20 protein-coding genes are annotated in these 18635 nt (G+C 69.0%); 6 read left to right on the plus strand and 14 right to left on the minus strand.

Annotated elements, in window-relative coordinates:
• Window positions 1-84 precede the first annotated feature (84 nt).
• Entirely contained in the window at window positions 85-504 is a 420-nt protein-coding gene (locus tag H0X90_RS15830) for an HIT family protein (protein ID WP_006485763.1), read from the minus strand.
• Between the two features lie 242 nt (window positions 505-746).
• Between H0X90_RS15830 and H0X90_RS15835 the strand changes: the two genes are divergently transcribed.
• Window positions 747-2168 (plus strand): serine hydrolase, encoded by a 1422-nt coding sequence (locus H0X90_RS15835; protein ID WP_077188705.1) that lies wholly within the window; start codon window positions 747-749, stop codon window positions 2166-2168.
• Between the two features lie 78 nt (window positions 2169-2246).
• On the opposite strand, the gene H0X90_RS15840 is transcribed toward H0X90_RS15835, so the two are convergent.
• The 6 genes from H0X90_RS15840 to H0X90_RS15865 form a co-directional block, all read right to left on the minus strand.
• Window positions 2247-2870: a glutathione S-transferase family protein gene (locus tag H0X90_RS15840; RefSeq protein ID WP_006485757.1), complete on the minus strand. Its 624-nt coding sequence runs from the start codon at window positions 2868-2870 to the stop codon at window positions 2247-2249.
• Window positions 2871-2942: 72 nt separating this feature from the next.
• Window positions 2943-4442 carry a TIGR01777 family oxidoreductase gene (locus H0X90_RS15845; RefSeq protein ID WP_077188706.1) on the minus strand — a complete coding sequence of 500 codons (1500 nt, stop codon included), beginning with the start codon at window positions 4440-4442 and terminating at the stop codon, window positions 2943-2945.
• Window positions 4439-5308: a thiol-disulfide oxidoreductase DCC family protein gene (locus tag H0X90_RS15850; RefSeq protein ID WP_058902398.1), complete on the minus strand. Its 870-nt coding sequence runs from the start codon at window positions 5306-5308 to the stop codon at window positions 4439-4441. Before H0X90_RS15850 ends, H0X90_RS15845 begins: the two co-directional genes overlap by 4 nt.
• A 93-nt stretch (window positions 5309-5401) precedes the next feature.
• A complete protein-coding gene (locus H0X90_RS15855) occupies window positions 5402-5872 on the minus strand; it encodes a DUF2269 domain-containing protein (protein WP_006485758.1) in 471 nt (156 codons plus the stop codon).
• On the minus strand, window positions 5869-7188 hold the full coding sequence (locus H0X90_RS15860) for an SDR family oxidoreductase (RefSeq protein WP_077188707.1): 1320 nt from the start codon (window positions 7186-7188) through the stop codon (window positions 5869-5871). Before H0X90_RS15860 ends, H0X90_RS15855 begins: the two co-directional genes overlap by 4 nt.
• 88 nt (window positions 7189-7276) lie before the next feature.
• Entirely contained in the window at window positions 7277-7810 is a 534-nt protein-coding gene (locus H0X90_RS15865; RefSeq protein ID WP_006480371.1) for a GbsR/MarR family transcriptional regulator, read from the minus strand.
• Window positions 7811-7977: 167 nt separating this feature from the next.
• Between H0X90_RS15865 and fabV the strand changes: the two genes are divergently transcribed.
• Window positions 7978-9180 (plus strand): enoyl-ACP reductase FabV, encoded by a 1203-nt coding sequence (gene fabV, locus H0X90_RS15870; RefSeq protein WP_006483953.1) that lies wholly within the window; start codon window positions 7978-7980, stop codon window positions 9178-9180.
• Window positions 9181-9240: 60 nt separating this feature from the next.
• Here the strand turns inward: fabV and H0X90_RS15875 are convergent, their stop codons facing one another.
• Window positions 9241-9945: an SDR family oxidoreductase gene (locus H0X90_RS15875; RefSeq protein WP_060265502.1), complete on the minus strand. Its 705-nt coding sequence runs from the start codon at window positions 9943-9945 to the stop codon at window positions 9241-9243.
• Window positions 9946-10258: 313 nt separating this feature from the next.
• Between H0X90_RS15875 and H0X90_RS15880 the strand changes: the two genes are divergently transcribed.
• Window positions 10259-10843 carry a TetR/AcrR family transcriptional regulator gene (locus H0X90_RS15880; protein ID WP_062885030.1) on the plus strand — a complete coding sequence of 195 codons (585 nt, stop codon included), beginning with the start codon at window positions 10259-10261 and terminating at the stop codon, window positions 10841-10843.
• 39 nt (window positions 10844-10882) lie between these two features.
• Here the strand turns inward: H0X90_RS15880 and H0X90_RS15885 are convergent, their stop codons facing one another.
• Together H0X90_RS15885 and H0X90_RS15890 are read right to left on the minus strand one after the other, a co-directional pair.
• Window positions 10883-11461: a membrane protein gene (locus H0X90_RS15885; RefSeq protein ID WP_034203192.1), complete on the minus strand. Its 579-nt coding sequence runs from the start codon at window positions 11459-11461 to the stop codon at window positions 10883-10885.
• 162 nt (window positions 11462-11623) lie between these two features.
• On the minus strand, window positions 11624-12154 hold the full coding sequence (locus H0X90_RS15890; RefSeq protein WP_006488807.1) for a GNAT family N-acetyltransferase: 531 nt from the start codon (window positions 12152-12154) through the stop codon (window positions 11624-11626).
• Window positions 12155-12358: 204 nt separating this feature from the next.
• Between H0X90_RS15890 and H0X90_RS15895 the strand changes: the two genes are divergently transcribed.
• From H0X90_RS15895 to H0X90_RS15905, 3 genes are all read left to right on the plus strand, one after another.
• A complete protein-coding gene (locus H0X90_RS15895; protein WP_058902401.1) occupies window positions 12359-12724 on the plus strand; it encodes a helix-turn-helix transcriptional regulator in 366 nt (121 codons plus the stop codon).
• Window positions 12696-13181 (plus strand): SRPBCC family protein, encoded by a 486-nt coding sequence (locus H0X90_RS15900; protein ID WP_060265505.1) that lies wholly within the window; start codon window positions 12696-12698, stop codon window positions 13179-13181. Before H0X90_RS15895 ends, H0X90_RS15900 begins: the two co-directional genes overlap by 29 nt.
• 119 nt (window positions 13182-13300) lie before the next feature.
• The gene (locus H0X90_RS15905; RefSeq protein WP_077188715.1) at window positions 13301-13777 is read left to right on the plus strand and encodes an SRPBCC family protein; all 477 of its coding nucleotides are present in this window, start codon (window positions 13301-13303) and stop codon (window positions 13775-13777) included.
• 15 nt (window positions 13778-13792) lie between these two features.
• Here H0X90_RS15905 and H0X90_RS15910 read toward each other — a convergent pair whose 3' ends face one another.
• The 4 genes from H0X90_RS15910 to H0X90_RS15925 form a co-directional block, all read right to left on the minus strand.
• On the minus strand, window positions 13793-14908 hold the full coding sequence (locus H0X90_RS15910) for an amidohydrolase (RefSeq protein WP_077188708.1): 1116 nt from the start codon (window positions 14906-14908) through the stop codon (window positions 13793-13795).
• Between the two features lies 1 nt (window position 14909).
• Complete coding sequence (locus tag H0X90_RS15915; protein ID WP_006496194.1) at window positions 14910-16217, minus strand: MFS transporter; 1308 nt, start codon at window positions 16215-16217, stop codon at window positions 14910-14912.
• A gap of 82 nt (window positions 16218-16299) precedes the next feature.
• The gene (locus H0X90_RS15920) at window positions 16300-17592 is read right to left on the minus strand and encodes a CaiB/BaiF CoA-transferase family protein (RefSeq protein ID WP_006496193.1); all 1293 of its coding nucleotides are present in this window, start codon (window positions 17590-17592) and stop codon (window positions 16300-16302) included.
• Window positions 17589-18575: a hydroxymethylglutaryl-CoA lyase gene (locus H0X90_RS15925; RefSeq protein ID WP_006496192.1), complete on the minus strand. Its 987-nt coding sequence runs from the start codon at window positions 18573-18575 to the stop codon at window positions 17589-17591. The genes H0X90_RS15920 and H0X90_RS15925 overlap by 4 nt, the downstream gene beginning before the upstream one ends.
• Window positions 18576-18635 lie beyond the last annotated feature (60 nt).

An 18635-nucleotide genomic window follows, 5' to 3' on the forward strand; every position in this document is an offset into this window, starting at 1 on the left:
TTACCTCGTGTGACCGCTGAAACAGGCCCGGTCGGCGCAGCGGCCCGCCAGTGGGCGGCCGCCGCGCCGAGGGCGATCACGCTGTTACACGAAGCGGGCCCGGATGCGCTGCGCGAGCGCTTCGAGCGTCGCCGCGTCGGCGACGTCGCGCGCATGCATCCGCAGCTCGGCGCCCTCCCAGCGCGGAATCACGTGGAAATGGACATGCGGGACCGTCTGCCCGGCTGCCGCGCCGTTGAACTGGCCGATGAACACGCCGTCCGGCTCGAGCGCCGCGCGCACCGCCGCCGCGACGCGCTGCGTCATGCGGATGCCGGCCGCGGCCGCGTCGCCGGACAGCTCGAAGATCTGCGCGGCCGGCTCCTTCGGGATCACGAGCACGTGGCCGTCGGCCTGCGGCATCAGGTCCATGATCGCAAGCGTCGCGTCGTCTTCGGCGACCTTCACGCACGGCAGTTCGCCGCGCAGGATTTTGGCGAACGGGTTGTTGTTGTCGTAGGACATGGCGTTTTCCGATCTCGGTTGGACAATGGGACTGGGAGAGCAATGCCGGACGATTATCGGCCGATGGCCGGCCCGATATCAACTCGCCCCGACGCGCGCCGCCGGCCGCCCCGTCGGCATGCGGCAGCGCGCACGCATGCGGCCGTCATCGCGCGTCACGCGGCGGCGATTGCAACGCGTCGCCCGAACCTGCGACACTGCCGGATCGTTGCCGGCCGGCACGCCACCGAGGACGTTCGCGCATGACGATCCCCCTCAAGAAACTGATGCTGCGCGGTGTCGCGCTCGCGCTCGTTGCCGCGATCGGCTACGCGGCCTACATGCTGTACCGGCTCGCGCCGATCGCGACCGGCTATGCGGCGAAGGCGCTGTGTTCCGGCGTGTTCGTGTCGGGCCGCCCGGCCGCGCCCGTGATCGACGTCGACATCATGGCCGGCGTCCATCCGCTGCTGAAACTGGTGCGCCCGTCGCTCGATCCCGACCGTCATCGCGCGGTGGCGACCTTCGCCGGCTTCGCCGAACGCGAAGCCGACTTCCGGCCCGGGCTCGGCTGCACGCTCGCGGTCGGGTCCCCGACCGGCGCGGCGGCGGCCACCTTGCCCGCCGGGTTGCCGCCCCTCCCCGATCCAGCGCCCGCGCAACCCGATCCGCCCGCACCGGCCACACCGCCCGCCGGCATCGACGCACACCTGTTGCAGACCGCCATCGACCGCGCGTTCGACGAACCCGATCCGGCGCGGCCGCGCCGCACGCGCGCGGTCGTCGTGATGTGGCGCGGCCAGGTGATCGCCGAACGCTATGCGCCCGGCTTCACGGCCGACACGCCGCTGCCCGGCTGGTCGATGACGAAGACCGTCACGGCCGCGCTGGTCGGCACGCTGGTCGCGCAGCACAAGCTGTCGCCGGACGCGTCGGCGCTGCTGCCCGAATGGCGCGGCAGCGGCGATCCGCGCGCGGCCATCACGCTCGACGAGCTGCTGCGGATGACGAGCGGCCTGCAATTCAACGAGGACTACGACGACCCGCTGTCCGACGTCGCGGTGATGCTGTTCACGCAGCCCGATACCGCGCGGTTCGCGTCGGCGAAGCCGCTGGTCGCGACGCCCGGCACGCAATGGTCGTACTCGAGCGGCACGAGCGCGATCGTCGCGCGCGTGATGCGCGAGGCGCTGGGCGGCAACGCCGGCGACTACCTCGCGTTGCCGCGCCGCGCGCTGTTCGCGCCGCTCGGGATGCGCAGCGCGGTGTTCGAGCCCGACGCGTCCGGCACGCTCGTCAGCGCGTCGTACATGTATGCGAGCGCACGCGACTGGGCGCGCTTCGGCCAGCTGCTGCTGCAGGACGGCGTGTGGAACGGGCAGCGGCTGCTGCCGGAAGGGTGGGTGCGCTACCTGACGCGCGCGACGCCGCAATCGTCGCGGCAGGAATTCGGCGCGCAGCTGTGGGTCAAGGTGCCGGAGCCGTTCAACGATCGCGATCCGCACGCACGCGCGATGCCGGCCGACGCGTTTCATGCGGTCGGCCACGAAGGCCAGTTCGTGAGCGTGGTGCCGAGCCGTCAGTTGGTGGTCGTGCGGCTCGGGCTGTCGCGGCCGGAAGCCGCGTGGAATCACGAGGCGTTTCTCGCGCGCGTGCTCGACGCGGTGCCGGCGCCCGGTGCGTGACGACGGGCCGGTGCCCGCCGGATGCGATGAAGCGCCGCCCGCGACGGCGCCGCCGCATCACGCGCTACGGGCACAGCATTACGGATTCGCGCTGCCGCCGTATTGCTTGAAACCTTCGCGCGTCGCGAGACGTTCGATATAGCGCGACACCGCCGGCAATTCGGGATGCTCGAACGGCGTGCCGAACCAGCGGTTCACCGACAGGCCGATCGGGATATCCGCGAGCGTGAAGGTGTTGCCGGCCACGTACGCGCCGGTCTTGTCGAGTTGCGCATTCAGCACGTGCATGTGCTTCGTCCAGCCCGCGATCGACTGCGCGATGCCGTCCGGATCCTGGTGATCGGGCGATTTGCGCACGAGGCCGAGGAAAGCGCCGACCCACGAGCGGTTCAGATCCGCGCCCTGCCAGTCGATCCACTGGTCGACCCGCGCACGCGCCTGCGGCTCGGCCGGATACAGCGCATCGCCGCCGTAGCGGTTCGCGAGGTAGCGGATGATCGTGTTCGATTCCCAGAGCACGAAGTCGTCATCCTTGATGACGGGCACGAGCGCGTTCGGATTCAGCGCGAGATAGGCCGGATCGTGGGTCGTGCGAAAGCCCGCGCCCCAGTCTTCCTGTTCGAACGGCAGGTTCAGTTCGGTGCACAGCCACAGCACCTTGCGGACGTTGATGGACGGAATCTTGCCGAGGATGCGCAGCATGCAGTCTCCTTGTGAGGTCGGGTGCGGAGCATTCGGGGCGCGCGACACGCGCCGAACGCATTCACGCCGAATTTATACACGACCTCGCGGAAAACGGCAGGCCGCGTGCGCGAAATCGGTGTGCGGCCGATTCGTCAGGTCGCGCAGCGCATGCTCGGCCGTCGGGAAGCGGAACATGAATCCGTCCTGATGCAGCCGTGCGGGCACTACGCGCTGCCCGTCCAGCAGCAGCTCGGCCATCTCGCCCATCGCGGCACGCAGCGGCGCGGCCGGCACGTGCAGCCACGCGCGGCGGCGCAGCACCTTCGACACGACCTGCACGAACGCGCGCTGGGTCAGCGGCACCGGTGCGACCGCGTTGTAGACGCCGTGCATGCCCGCCTGCGACATCGCGCGCGCCACGATCCGCAGCACGTCGTCGCGGTGAATCCAGCTCAGCACTTGCGCGCCGTCGCCGAATCGGCCGCCCAGCCCGAAGTAATGCGGCAGCAGCATCGGGCGCAACGCGCCGCCCGGACCGAACACGACGCCCAGTCGCAGCACCACCGCACGCACGCCGTGGCGTGCGAGCGGCGCGGCGGCCGCCTCCCACTGCCGGCACAGCGCCGACATGAAGCCGGTGCCGGCGCCGCTACGCTCGTCGAGCCGTTCGTCGCCCGGCCGCACGCCGTAGTAGCCGATCGCGGACGCCTGGATCCACGTGCGCGGCTTGGCCTCGGCGGTTTCGACCCAGCGCATCAGCGCCTGCGTGACGCCGACGCGGCTGGCGAGCAGCAGCGCCTGCCGGCGCTTGCTCCAGCGTGCACCCAGCACCGGCGCGCCGGCGAGATTGATCACCGTGTCGAAGCGCGCGTGCGGCTGCAACTGTTCGACGGACGTCACGCTGCGCACGCGCCCCTGAAACAGGTAGGCGGCGCGCAGCGGATCGCGCGCCAGCAACGTGACCGTATGGCCTGCGTCGAGCAACTGGTTCACCAGCGTTTCGCCGATGAAGCCGGTCCCGCCGGTGACCAGCACGTTGCCGGGCCGCTGCCCGGCGAACGGGTTGGCGGCCGGCGCGCGCGGCGCGACGCGGCACGCGACGATCCCGTCGCGCACGCCCGACACCGTCACGCCGACGGCAAACAGGCTGAGCAGCCAGCCGCGCCAGCCGGGATCGATCGGCTGCAGCGCGGTCGGCTCGTGCGCCCACGCGGACAGCTGCATCGCGACCATCCCGAACAACGCGCCGCCGTTGACGGCCAGCAGCGTGTGCAGCACGCGCTCGGTCGCCGGCAGCTTGCGGCTCCGGTCCTCGACGACGAAATCCCACAACGTCAGCCCCACTTCGACGAGCACGACCGCCGCGACGGCCGCGACCCACGCGCCGTGAAACGCGACGTTCGCGATCGATGCGAACACGAGCCCGTACAGCACGGACCGCACCGCATGAATCGCCAGCTCGAGCCGCGCACGCGGGCGGTGCGGCAGGTCCTGCGTGAGTTCGTGGTGATAAAGCGTATCGAATGCGCCCATCGCGCCCTGCACGATCAGCAGGTTGAGCGCCCAGTCGAAAGCCGGCAACGTGTTCATGCGGTATCCCTCCTCCACAGCCAGGCCAGCGGCGGCACCATCGCGACGAGCGCGGCAACGTCGATCGCCACGTGACCCCACACCTGCGCCTGCCACGACAACAGCATGTCCTGCGGCGCCCAGATCAACAGGCCGGCCAGCAACCAGCCCCACGCTTCCCGCTTCCGCAAGCGGTTGCCGAGATGGACGAGCGCGAGCATCCAGACCGCCGCGCATTGCACCGTCGCGGCGATCAGCGACAACCACCACACCTGCTGGACACGCGCGGCCTCGGGTGCGGTTCCCGTCCAGAAATGCCGCTCGATCTCCCGGTGATACGCGTCGAGCCACGATGCGCCGGCAATCCACGGCATCACCACGCCGACGAGCAGGTGAACGAGCGCCGCTGCGTACATCCAGCTCACGACGATACGGCGCGGGGTATCGCGCGGCGGGCGATTCGCTGCTGCACTATCGGAATCCCGGCCGATGCTGCACGCGCCGCCTTCGCTGCAGGCTTGCGAGCGATATCCGAGCCAGTGCGACACGGCATGCCGATTGCGCGCCAGGCGGCGATACAGCAACGCGAACCCGGCACGCATCGCCGGCATGCGAAGCAGCCAGACTCGCCCGCGGCGCCCGACCAGCGCATACGCCGCGACGATGCTGTCGATGCCGGTCAGCATGCGTCCGTCGGGCAGGCGCGCATGCAGTTCGCGATTCAACGCGGGCAGGTCGACGCCGAGCGGCGCCGGATCGAAACCCGGCCCGGCGATATCGACGAACGCCAGCCGGTGTCGCGTGTCGCGAGCGCCGAGACGCCGGATTTCAGCGACACATAGCGGACATCGTCCGTCGAAGTACAGAACCAATTCACTCGAACCCATGCTTTGCACTCCTTCTCGTTATCGCCAGCATCATGAATCGATCGATGGCCTGCTTTCCCGCATACGCCGCCACACCGCGCGACGGCCACGGACTTACATCGGCTTGACCACCATCAGGAAGTAGACGGTCAGCATCGCGAAAAAGGCCGGATAACCGAGCCGTTCCCAGCGCTTCGCGTAGCGCCAGTAGCGCTCCGGCAACGCGGCGTCGCCGTTCGCGTGCGCGAGCTTCGCCATCGATGCGAGTTCGAGCTGCAGCCACACGACCGGCAGCCAGCACGCCCCGGCGACCGCGTACAGCACGATCGACGCGAGCAGCCACGGCGCATGCCACGGCCAGCCGGCCGTGTGCGCGAGCCACAGCCCGGACGCCGGCTGGAAGATCACGGCCGGCGTCGTGAACCACCAGTCCGCGCGCACCACGAGCCGCGACACGGCCGCGATCGCGGGCACCGATCGCGTGCGGTTCGCGAAGAACAGGTAGAACGCGGTGCCGAAGCCCGTACCGACCAGCAGCACCGACGACAGGATGTGAAGCGCCTTGACGACGAGATAGGTATTCATGCGTGTTCTTCTTCTGAAAACAGGATCAACAGGATCGCGAGAATCGGCACGTTCTTCAGCACGGGGCCGAACGGTTCGGCCAGCAGGCCGGGCATCGTGACCGCGATGACCGCCGAATACGCGACGATCAGCGCCGCTTGCGCGACCCACAGGCGCCGCGACGGCGCGACGACGGTCGCGATGCCGAACGCGAAGTCCAGCGTGCTGGCCGCGTAGAGCGCGATCAGCGCGGGCAGCCCCGTGACGTGCGCGGGCGCCAGCAGCGCGAGGCTCGCGTGCAGTGGATGGATGAATGCGCTGGCGATCGCCGTCCAGATCCACACGATCGCGAGCGCGCCGAGCAGCAACGGGCGTCGCCACATCGCGAGCGCGTCGCGGCGCAGCGTGGCGGCATCCGCGCCGATGAAACTGCCGATGCCGCGCGGCGGCCGGCCCAGCACCGCCGCGGTGGCCGCCGGATCGCCGGTGTTGCCGGCGCGCAGCATCGTCCACGTGTCGCGCGTCAGCATCGCCCCCGGCCACGCGCCGAACAGTGCGGCCGCCGCGCCGACCAGCGCGCCGGGCAGCGTCACGCACGCCGCCGGCGGAAATCCGAGCGCGGCACGGTAGCCGGCCAGCATCTCGCGGTATTCGACTTCGTCACCGCCGACCACGTCGATCACGCGGCTGCCCGTCGCCGGCGAATCGCCCGCCAGCGCGACGAGCCGCGCGACGACTTCGGCAAGATCGTCGACATGCACGGGGCGCAACCGCTGATGGCCGCCCGCCGGCAACCCGTGCACGGGCAGGCTCGCGAGTATCCGGAAAAACCGCGCGGACGCACCGGCCGCCCCGTAGACGAGCGCGGGGCGCACGATGCGGAAGTCGATCGGCAGCGTCTGCAGGAAACGGTCGGCCGCGTGCTTGCTCGCGAAGTACCGCGTATCGCCGCGCTCGACGCCGAGCGCCGAAATCTGGATCACGCGCCGCACGCCCGCACGGCAACACGCGGTAAAGAGCGCGCACGGCGCGGCGCGATGCACGGCGTCGAGCGTCGCGCCGCGTCGATCGGCCAGCATGCCGACCGCGTTGATCACCACGTCGACGCCGTTCAGCCGCGCGAGCCACGCTTGCGGATCGACGTCCCGCGCGAAGTCGATCGCGACGTCGTACGGGCCGGCGGCGTGACGCACGCCGCGCAGCACGCGATGCCCGCCGGCTTCGAGCTGCGCGCACAGAGCCCGCCCGACGAAGCCGTTCGCGCCGCAGACGAGCACGGTCATGCCCGGTGCGCCGGTGCGCTCGGGCTGACAGGTCGACGGCAAGGCTGCGTTCATATCCATCCTTTATTTACAGTTATTTCTGTACAGACAGAAATAACAACCCCGAAAAAAGCGGGCTGCGTGCCCGCTCTCCCGTTACCGCTTACTTCGACGGCTTGCGCCTGACCGTCTGGCTGATCTTCGCGCCGATGCCCAGCGCCTTCATCAGCGTATCGGGCTTGAGCCGCAACATCTCGTCCGACCAGGTCGTGAGCGTCTCGACGAACTGCAGCGTGTCGCGAATGCGCTGTTCGGTCTCGCGGCTCTCGTTCGCGATCTCCGGATTCGTCAGGCAATCGCGCAGCACCGTGAGCGTCGGCTCGATCTCGCGCTGCCGCCGCCCTTCGACGATCAGCTTGAACAGTTCCCAGATGTCGGTCGACGTCTCGAAGTGGTCGCGGCGATCGCCCAGCACGTGCACGACCTTCGCGAGCCGCCACGCCTGCAGCTCCTTCAGGCTCGTGCTGACGTTGGAGCGCGCGACGTTGAGCGTCTCGGCGATCTCGTCGGCGGCCACCGGCCTTCCGGCCAGGTAGAGCAGCGCGTGAATCTGCGAGACGGTGCGGTTGACGCCCCACCGCGAGCCCATTTCGCCCCAGTGGAGAATGAATCGTTCGGCAATCGGTGTGAGTTCCATGGTGGGGAATTTAGTTTTTTCAGTTATTTCTGTCAAGAGAGAAATATCCGGGCGGTCCGGCACCTTCCGGCCGCGCCCGCCCGCGATCAGCCGCTTCCTTTACAATGCGCGGGATTTTTCCGATTTCAGGCCGTCCCCGCCTTTCCGATAGATAGACAGAGGTTTCCATGATCATCAAACCGCGCGTGCGTGGCTTCATCTGCGTGACGACTCATCCCGTCGGCTGCGAAGCCAACGTCAAGGAACAGATCGACTACGTGACTTCGCACGGCCCGATCGCCAATGGCCCGAAAAAGGTGCTCGTGATCGGCGCGTCGACCGGCTACGGCCTCGCCGCCCGGATCTCGGCCGCATTCGGCTCGGGCGCGGACACGCTCGGCGTGTTCTTCGAGCGTGCCGGCAGCGAGACGAAGCCGGGCACGGCCGGCTGGTACAACAGCGCCGCGTTCGAGAAATTCGCCACGGAAAAGGGGCTGTATGCGCGCAGCATCAACGGCGACGCGTTCTCCGACAAGGTCAAGCAGGTCACGATCGACACCATCAAGCAGGATCTCGGCAAGGTCGATCTGGTCGTCTACAGCCTCGCGGCGCCGCGCCGCACGCATCCGAAGACGGGCGAAACCATCAGCTCGACGCTCAAGCCGGTCGGCAAGGCCGTCACGTTCCGCGGCCTCGACACCGACAAGGAAGTGATCCGCGAAGTCTCGCTCGAACCGGCGACGCAGGAAGAGATCGACGGCACCGTCGCGGTGATGGGCGGCGAGGACTGGCAGATGTGGATCGACGCGCTGGCCGACGCCGGCGTGCTGGCCGACGGCGCGAAGACCACCGCGTTCACGTACCTCGGCGAGCAGATCACGCACGACATCTACTGGAACGGCTCGATCGGCGAAGCGAAGAAGGATCTCGACAAGAAGGTGCTGTCGATCCGCGACAAGCTGGCCGCGCACGGCGGCGATGCGCGCGTGTCGGTGCTGAAGGCCGTCGTCACGCAGGCCAGCTCGGCGATCCCGATGATGCCGCTGTACCTGTCGCTGCTGTTCAAGGTGATGAAGGAAAAGGGCACGCACGAAGGCTGCATCGAGCAGGTGTACGGGCTCCTGAAGGACAGCCTGTACGGCGCGACGCCGCACGTCGACGAAGAAGGCCGCCTGCGCGCGGACTACAAGGAACTCGATCCGCAAGTGCAGAACCAGGTCGTCGCGATGTGGGACAAGGTCACGAACGAGAACCTGTACGAGATGACGGACTTCGCGGGCTACAAGACCGAGTTCCTGCGCCTGTTCGGCTTCGAGATCGCCGGCGTCGACTACGACGCGGACGTGAACCCGGACGTGAAGATCCCGGGCATCATCGACACGACGGTCTGACGCGTCGACCGCCGCCGCCGCGCTCACCGCGCAGGCGGCGGATGCGCATGACCGGCGCCGTCAACGCGGCGCCGGCTCTTCCAGATAGACGCCCGACGACAACGTGGCCTTCACCTGCCGCGTGAACTCGTCGGTCGACACTTCCTCCGCTCCCGCCTCGATGGCGTCGTACGCCTGGCGCACGACGTCGGCCGGCGTGGCCTTCGGCACGTCGAGGCCGGCCGTCAGGTCGGTATCGATGAAACCGGCGTGCAGCCCGACGACCTGTGTGCGCTGCTCGCGCAGCGAGTGGCGCAGCCCGTTGGTCAACGCCCATGCGGCCGATTTCGATACGCCGTAGCCCGACAGGATCGGCCGGTTCACCCAGCTCGCGACCGACAGGATATTGAGGATCGCGCCGCCGCCGTGGGCCGCCAGGGTTCCCGCAAACGCCCGCGACATCGCGAGCATCCCGAACACGTTGGTTTCGAAGTGATCGCGCAGCGCGTCGGGCGCGCCGTCGTCCGTCAGGCTGCCGAGCCGCGCGATGCCGGCGTTGTTGATCAGCAGCGTGACGTCGCGCGCCGCATCGGCCGCCGCCGCGACCGCCGCCGGATCGGTCACGTCGAGCTTCACGGGCACGACGCCCGGCAGCGTCACGGTGGCCGGGTCGCGCGCCGCCGCATAGACCTTGCGCGCGCCCCTGGCGAGCGCCTGCTTCGAGAATTCGAGCCCCAGCCCGCGGTTCGCGCCCGTCACGAAAACGACTGCACCTTCGATCTTCATGATCGTTCCTTTCGCATGATGAATCGCCTGCACGCCGGCTCGCCGCGCGCATGAGATCCGGTGGAAAACGAGGTTGCCATCGCGTACCGAGCCGCTCGCTGCCGGTTGTGTGCCCGCGACGTTAAAGACGCCGACCGATTGCCATCCGCGCCCGGCTTGGCTTTGTGTTGCCCGCCAAGTCGGCTACACTCGATGTCAATGTCGATCACCATTGTCTTTGCGGTGCATTGTGTTCGCGCCGCACCGGCATGTCAATGGCGATCACCATCGTGTTTTTCAATCGACGCGATCGGCAACAATCAGGGAGAGATCGATGGGCGTATCCAGACAACAGGCCGCCGAGAACCGAAGCGCGATCGTCGCGGCCGCCGAACGGTTGTTCCGCGTGCGCGGCGTCGACGCCGTGGGGCTGACGGAGTTGATGAAGGAAGCCGGCTTCACGCAGGGCGGCTTCTACAACCACTTCAAGTCGAAAGACGCGCTGGTCGCCGAAGTGATGGAAAAGGCGATGCACGACCGCGCGGATTCGCCGAATGCCGGCAGCCTCGACGCGCAGGTGGCCGCGTATCTGTCACCCGCGCATCGCGACAACCTCGAGGCCGGCTGCCCGCTGTCCGGCTTCGCGGGCGATGCGCCGCGGCTGACCGAGACGGCGCGCGCCTGCTACGCGCACGGGCTCGCCGCGTATCTCGATCGACTGGAACGGATGGTGGCGACCGACGGCGCCACGCCGGAGCACACGCGTCGCGACGCGCTGGCGGTCTTCAGCCAGATGGTCGGTGCGCTCGTGCTGTCCCGCGCGATCGCCGGCAGCGATCCCGCGCTGGCCGACGAGATCCTCGACGCGGGGCGGGACGCGCTGACCGGCCGACGCGGCGATCCGGTGACGTCGGCGTAACGGCGCACCCTTCGACGCAGCGCGCTCGCCGCTGCCGCGCTATTCGATCGCCCGCGCGGCATCCCACAGCGGCTGCGCACCGCGCGCCGCATTCCACGCGGCAAACTGCGTGCGCCAAGCCTCGAACGGTTGCGCGAGCGGATGGCGCGGATCGTCGCTGAGCGAATACGCCATCCCTTCGATCAGCCAGCGCGGCTTGGTCACGACGGCCAGGTTGCCGAGCACCTCGGCCTGACGGTGATGGATCAGCTCGTGCGCGAGAAAATAGGTCTGCCAGCCGCGCGGTGCGATCACGATGCCGAAATCGCCGAGCGTCAGCGCCGCGCGCGTGCCGAGGCCGAACGCATCGGCGCACGCGCGCGTCGCGCAGAACACGATGCGCGGTGCGGCGCGGAACCCGCCGACGGCCGCCGCCGCGCGGGCGGCGCCGTCGCGATAGAGCTGCTGCGCGGCGCCGAGCTTCGCGGCATCGTCCGTGCAGATGTCGGCACGCGGGCACGACACGCCGGGAACCAGCGCGGGCACGACGACGCGCAGCGGCTTGACGAGCGCATACGCGGCAATCGGCAGCGCGACGAGCAGGCCCGTGAGGGCGAAAGCGACATGGGAGCGTTTCATCGAGGCGGCGGTTGCGTGGCGTGTTGTCGGCGTCCTTCTGCGAGAACGCGACTATATCGGACCGGGGCGGCCTCCGGTCCTGCTATTCCTGACGGTTGGCTGCCGGGCAAGAAGCGGCTCCCGACACGCCCGGAACGATGCCGCTCAACATGGCGATTGCCGTTACGCGAGCTGCTTGTGGAAAACCGTCGTCGCGCAGAGCGCGCCGTCGGGCATCAGCGCATAGTTCGGCACGACGCCGACACGCTGCCAGCCGGCCCGCTCGTACAGCCGCTCGGCGTCGCCGCCCGTCACCGTGTCGAGCACGAGCACGGTCTTGCCGGCGTCGCGCGCGGCCGCGTCGGCCGCCGCCATCAAGCGCGCGGCGATGCCCTGCCGGCGCGCGTGCCGCGACACGAGCATCTTCGAGATGTCCGCGCGATGCGGCTGGTTCTCGGGCTGCGCGGTCACGACCTGCACGGTGCCGACGATCCGGCCCGATGCATCCTCGGCGACGAGCAGGATGCGCTCGTCGTTCGCAACGCCGTCGGCCACGCGCGTCCAGAACGCGACCGCGGTCGACCGCGCGATCGGCAACATGAAGCTGACGGACGCGCCGCCTTCGACGCAATCGATCAGCACGTCGGCCAGCGCATCGACGCAGGCCATCGCTTCGCTTGCGCCGACGCGGCGGACGGTAACAGGTTCGGTCATGCCATCTCCGGTAATCAGGTGGGCCGCATGCGCGGGTTCGGCATGGGCCGGAATCGGAACGAACGCCGGCCGGGCGTCGAGGCTCGCGCGACGACGGCAGACGTCCGGCGACGCAGCGCCCGATCGGCGCGCGTTACCGCCCCATCATCGTACGTGACGAAAATTTTCGCTGCAGCGTTTCCCGCATCGCCTACACTTAGCCAAATGGATAACTTTCAACCCGGCATCAGCGACGTCTTTCATGCGCTCGCCGATCCGACGCGCTGCGCGATCGTCAGCGCGCTCGGCCAGGGCGAGCGCACGGTCTCCGCGCTGGCCGCGCCGTTCGACATGGCGCTGCCGTCGTTCATGAAGCACGTTGCCGTGCTCGAGCGCAGCGGCCTCGTGGAAACCCGCAAAACCGGCCGCTCGCGCACCTGCGCGCTGGTCGGCAGCCGGCTGACCGAGGCCGAGGCGTGGCTCGCCGCGCAACGCGCGCAGTGGGAAGCGCGATCCGATCGTCTCGTCGAATTCGTCGAACGCCGTCACCAGGAGGAGCAAGATGCCAGCCAGCCACGTCGAACCCGCTGAAGCCCACGACCTCGTCATCACGCGTACGTTGCGCGCGCCGCGCCAGGCGCTGTGGCGCGCATGGACCGACCCCGATCTGCTGAAGGAATGGTGGTGCCCGAAACCGTGGACCACCGAGGTGCGCGCGTTCGACCTGCGGCCGGGCGGCGCCTTCCATACGTTCATGCGCGGCCCCGACGGCGGCACGAGCGACAATCCCGGCTGCTTCCTCGAAATCGTGCCGGAATCGCGCATCGCGTTCACGTCGATGCTCACGGGCGGCTGGCGGCCGCAGGCGCCGTGGATGGGCTTCACGGCAATCATCACGATGGCCGACGACGACGCGGGCAGCCGCTACGAGGCGCGCGTGATGCATCCCGACGCGGCGACGCGCGAGCGCCACGAAGCACTCGGCTTTTTCGAGGGCTGGAACACCTGCATCACGCAGCTCGACGCCTTCGCCGCGACCCTGCGCTGAACGCCGTCTCGCGTGCGGTCATTGCATGCCGCCGCGCCCGCGCCTAGGATTCCTGAAGGAAGCGTGACGACACGCCGGGCGCCGGCGTGCACCGTCGCGCGCGCTTCGCGGGAGGCCACATGTTGCACACGCACATGCATTCGACCCGGGTCAGCCGGCACCTGAACGCCCCGCGCGGGCGCGTCTACCGCGCGCTGCTCGATCCCCACGCGGTCGAACAGTGGAAAGTGCCCGACGGCATGACGTGCCGCGTGCATGCGTACGATGCGCGCGAAGGCGGCGCGCTGCGCGTGTCGCTGAGCTACGACGCGCCCGCGGCCGGCACCGGCAAGACCACCGCGCATACCGACACCTATCACGGCCGCTTCGTCACGCTCGTGCCGGACCAGCAGATCGTCGAGATCGACGTATTCGAAACCGACGACCCGCTGCTGCGCGGCGCGATGACGATCACGATCACGCTGTCCGACGAAGCGGGCGGCACGCGCGTGGATGCCGTGCACGACGGCGTCCCGCCCGGTGTGCCGGCCGCCGACAACGAGACCGGCTGGCAGATGGCGCTGGCGCGGCTCGCGGCGCTGGTGGAAGCCGGGTGACGCGGCGTACGCGCGTCAGCCGAGCCGGTACGCGTGCGTGACCGTGCCGCGGAACAGCGCGTCGCGCTCGTCCGCGCCGGCCTGCGCGGTCAGACGCTTGAACGCGTTCCAGCCGTTCACGAACGAATACGACCCCTTGTCGACCGGGAAATTGCTCTCGAACATGCAGCGCCCGGGGCCGAACGCGTCGATGCAGGTCATCATCCACGGTTTCCACGCGTCGGCGAGCTGCGCCGAGGACGGCGGCTTCGCGCCTTTCTCGAAATCGAATCCGTTGATGCGCATCCCAAGGCCGCCGACCTTCACGTACACGTTCGGCAGTTGCGCGAGCGTGCGCATCGACGCCGACCAGCGCGCGAACACCTCCGGCCGCTTGTCCGCATAGCTGCCGATCCGCACGACGCCGCCGCAGTGGTTGACGATGATCCGCGTGTCCGGGTTCGCCTTCGCGAGCTCGAACAATTCGGGCAACTGCGGGAAGAACAGCCACGCGTCGTACGACAGCCCGAGCGGCGCGAGCTGCGCGACGCCGGCCCGGTACGCGGGATCGAGCAGCAGCCCGCGCGGCACCGCCGACAGCGGATTGGCGAGCGTCGGATCGGCATCCCACGTGCTCAGGTGCCGCACGCCGCGAAACCGCCCGCGCCCCGCTTCGAGATGCGCTTCCAGCACGTCGCGCACGCGTTCGCCGAGCCGCAGGTCCGCATGGCCGACGATGCCTTTCGCGACCGCCACGGGGCCGTGCTGCAGCGGCTCGGTCACGCCGGCGACATAGGCCGTCTCGCCGACCGGCTTCAGCTCCGCGGGACCCGAATCGCGATAGCGCGTCTGCGCCTGCATGTAGACGGACGCCTGGATGTTGTGGCCCGAGCGCGCGTCCTGCAGATAGTCGTCGAGCATATAGATCCAGCCCGGCCGTTCGTAGAAGTGATGATGCGCGTCGACGATCGGCAGGTCGGGCTCGAGCGCGGGTTCGAGCGCCGACGCGAGCCAGTCGGGGCGGACCGCGAGGTAGTTGCTTTGCGTCATGCGGGAGGCTCCATCAGGGGCCGGCGTGTCGGCGAACGCGGGCAGCGCGAGCGAGGCGGCGGCCGCGCCGATCAACCGGCGCCGTTTGATCGAAAAGGTCATGTCATTCGCTCCGGTCGAACGCGTACAGCGACAGCGTGAGCAGTGTCGTGATCGCCAGCACGATCGCGAGACCGAGCATCCCGGCGGTGAAGGTGCCGAAACTGTCCTTCAGGTAACCGACGAGATAGGGGCCCGCGAAGCCGCCGAGCGCGCCGATCGAATTGATCAGCGCCAGCCCGCCGGCCGCGGCCTGGCCGGACAGGAAGCGCGACGGCAGCGTGTAGAAGATCGTGCGGCCGGCGATCGTGCCGATCAGCGCGAGCGTGATGCCGACGAGCGCGGGCCCGAGGGTCAGGAAATGGGTCGACACGCCGAGCGCCACCGCGCCGATGCACAAGCCGATCGCCAGGTTCGCGACCGGGCCGCCGCGTCGGTCCACCCGCTTCGCCCACCACAGCAACGCGACCGTCGCGAAGAAGTACGGCACCGCGGACAGCCAGCCGGTCTGCATCGTCGACATCCCGTGCGCCTTCAGCATTTGCGGCAACCAGATGCCGATGCCGTACGAGCCCATCGTGAAGCCGAACGAGATCAGTGCGAGCACGTACACGCGCACGTCGCGCAGCGCGACGCCGAAGCGCTTCTTGCGGCCGGCCGCCGCGCCATCGCGCTCGAACGCGCGTTGCAGCGCGGCACGCTCGTCGTCCGACAGCCACGTCGCATGCTCCGGCGAGTCCGACAACAGTTTCAGTACGAGGAAACCGAGCGCGCACGCCGGCAGCCCTTCGACGATGAACATCCACTTCCAGCCGGCGAGCCCGAGCGCGCCGTCGAGCTGCAGCAGCCACGTCGACAGCGGGCCGCCGATCAGCGACGACAGCGGCGTCGACACGGTGAACCACGCCAGCACGCGCGTGCGATAGCTCGCGGGAAACCACACCGCAAGAAAGAAGATCACGCCGGGAAAGAATCCGGCTTCCCCGATGCCGAGCAGCAGCCGGATCGCATAGAAACTCGTCGGCCCGGTGGCGAGCGCGGTCGCGGCCGCCATCAGCCCCCACGTGATCATGATGCGGGCCAGCCAGCGGCGCGCACCGAAACGGTACAGCGCGAGATTGCTCGGCACTTCGAACACGCAATAGCCGGCGAACATGATCCCCGCGCCCCAGCCGAACTGCGTCGCGGTCAGCCCGAGATCGCGGTTCATCGTGAGCGCCGCGAATCCGACGCTCGTGCGATCCAGATAGTTGAAGAAATACGCGAGCGCGAGCAGCGGGATGAAGCGCCACGCGGCCTTGCGCACCGCACGTTGCTCGATCGACGCGTCGGTCTCGCGATCGGCGGCCAGCGCCGGGGAAGCGGATGTCATGGTTGTCTCCGTGAATGCGGCGAGCCTCCCCGCGCGGTGCGCGGCCGGGACGCCTTTGTTCGTTCGATGAATCGCGGCTGCGCTACGCGCTCGCCACTTCGTTCGCCGAAGGCGCGCCGCCCGGCGCGTCGCCGTGCGCGGCGGCTGCCGCCCCGTACTGCCCCGCCACGACGCCGGCATCGATCAGCGCACGCGCATCGTCCGGCGTGTAGCCGAGCTCGCCGAGCAGCGCGCACGTGTCCTGGCCGAGCGCGGGCGGCGCCGAGCGCAGCCGCAAGCGCTCGCCGGCGAGCGTCAGCGGCAGCAGCGCGGTGCGCGTGTCGACCGGCCGCCCGGCGCTGCTCGCGTCGGCCGGCAGCGTCACGGCTTCGAGGCCGCCCGTGGCCAGCAGATGCGGATCGTCGAACAGGTCCTGCGGCTTCGTGATCGGTGCGTAAGGCAGGCCGGTCGATTCGAAGATCGCGCCGATCTCCGCGGCCGAATACGGCGCCAGCCGCGAACGCAATTCCGGCAGCAGCCATTCGCGCGCCTGTACGCGCAGGTTGTTGGTCGCGAGGCGCGGATCGTCCTTCAGCGCGGTCAGGCCGAACGCGTCGCAGAACAGCGCCCACTGCGTGTCCGACACGACCGCGAGAAAAATCTGTTCGTCGTCCTTGACGGAGAACACGTCGTAGACGGCCCACGCGGAAATCCGGCTCGGCATCGGCGCCGCGGCCTGCCCCGTCACCGCGAACTGCATCATGTGCTGCGCGACGAGGAACACGTTGTTCTCGAACAGCGAACTCTGCACCTGCTGGCCGCGGCCCGTGCGCTCGCGCTGCGCGAGCGCGGCCATCGCGCCGATCGCGCCGAACATGCCGCCCATGATGTCGTTCACGCTCGCGCCCGCGCGCAGCGGCCGCCCTTCCGGGCCCGTCATGTAGGCCAGGCCGCCCATCATCTGCACGACCTCGTCGAGCGCGGTGCGATGCTCGTACGGCCCCGGCAGGAAACCCTTGTGCGATACGTACACGAGACGCGGATTCAGCGCGTCCAGCGCCGCGTAGCCGAGGCCGAGCCGGTCCATCGTGCCGCTCTTGAAGTTCTCGCTGAAGACATCCGCCGTCGCGACGAGCCGCCGCACGATCTCCAGCCCGCGCGGGTCCTTCACGTCGACCGCGAGACTCTTCTTGTTGCGGTTGAACATCCCGAAGAAGCCCGCGCCGGAACCGCGCAGCGCCCGCGTGCTGTCGCCCGCGATCGGCTCGATCTTGATCACTTCCGCGCCGAGATCCGCGAGCAGCATCCCGCACGTCGGGCCCATCACCATGTGCGTCATCTCGATCACGCGCACGCCCGCATACGGCAGCGCGGCAGCCTGTTGTCGATCGTTCATCGTGCGACTCCCGCTACGCATCCTTCCGGTTGTGGAGCCACCGCAGCGCGACCATCCGCATAGCGGAAACCCTTCGGCAACCCTGCGTCGGGCACGTGGCCATACAGCGCCTCGGACGGCAGCGCCGCATGCAGGATCGCGCGCGCGGCGAGCAACGCGTCGACGTCGACGCCCGTGTCGTAGCCCATCGCCTCGAGCAGGAACACGAGATCCTCGGTGACGATGTTGCCGGTCGCGCCCGGCGCATACGGACAGCCACCGAGGCCGCCCTGGCTCGCGTCGATCGTCGTCACGCCCGCATCGAGCGCCGCGACGACGTTCGCGAGCCCCTGCCCGCGCGTGTTGTGGAAATGCGCGCCGCCGGCCTTGTCGCCGACTTCGCGTTGAAGCCGCGTGAACAGCCGGCGCACCTGCGCGGGATTCGCATAACCGCTGGTGTCGGACAGGCCGATTTCGTCGACCCCGCATTCGGCCATCGCCACCGCCATCGCGATCGTCTCGTCGTCGGAGACCGTGCCCGCGATCGTGCAGCCGAACGCCACCGACACGCCCGCCTCGATCTGCACCGACGGAAACCGCGCGTCGCGCAACGCGACGATCGCGCGCACCTCGTCGATCATCTGCGCGGGCGTCTTGCGAATGTTCGCCAGCGAATGGGCTTCCGTCACCGAGACCGGCAGCGTCAGCTTGTGCACGCCCGCGTCGAACGCGCCCTCGGCGCCGCGCAGGTTCGGCGCGAGCGCGGCGACGTGCAGCCCCGGAATCGCGAGCGCGTGCGCCACGACTTCGCGGACGTCGGCCATCTGCGGGAGCAGCCTGGCCGGCACGAACGACCCGACCTCGATCTCGCGCAGGCCGGCCGCGGCCAGCGCGGTGATCCAGCGCAGTTTGGCGGCCGTCGGCATGACGGCCTCGATGCTCTGCAGCCCGTCGCGCGGCCCGACCTCGCTGACCAGCACCTTCGTGTTTTCGGAAACCTTCATTCGACACCTCATCGTTCTATCTGAAAGAACATAGTTCCGTTTGACAGAACTGTAAGCGCA

This window comes from Burkholderia sp. 9775_39, assembly GCF_015712225.1.
Classification (GTDB): domain Bacteria; phylum Pseudomonadota; class Gammaproteobacteria; order Burkholderiales; family Burkholderiaceae; genus Burkholderia; species Burkholderia cenocepacia.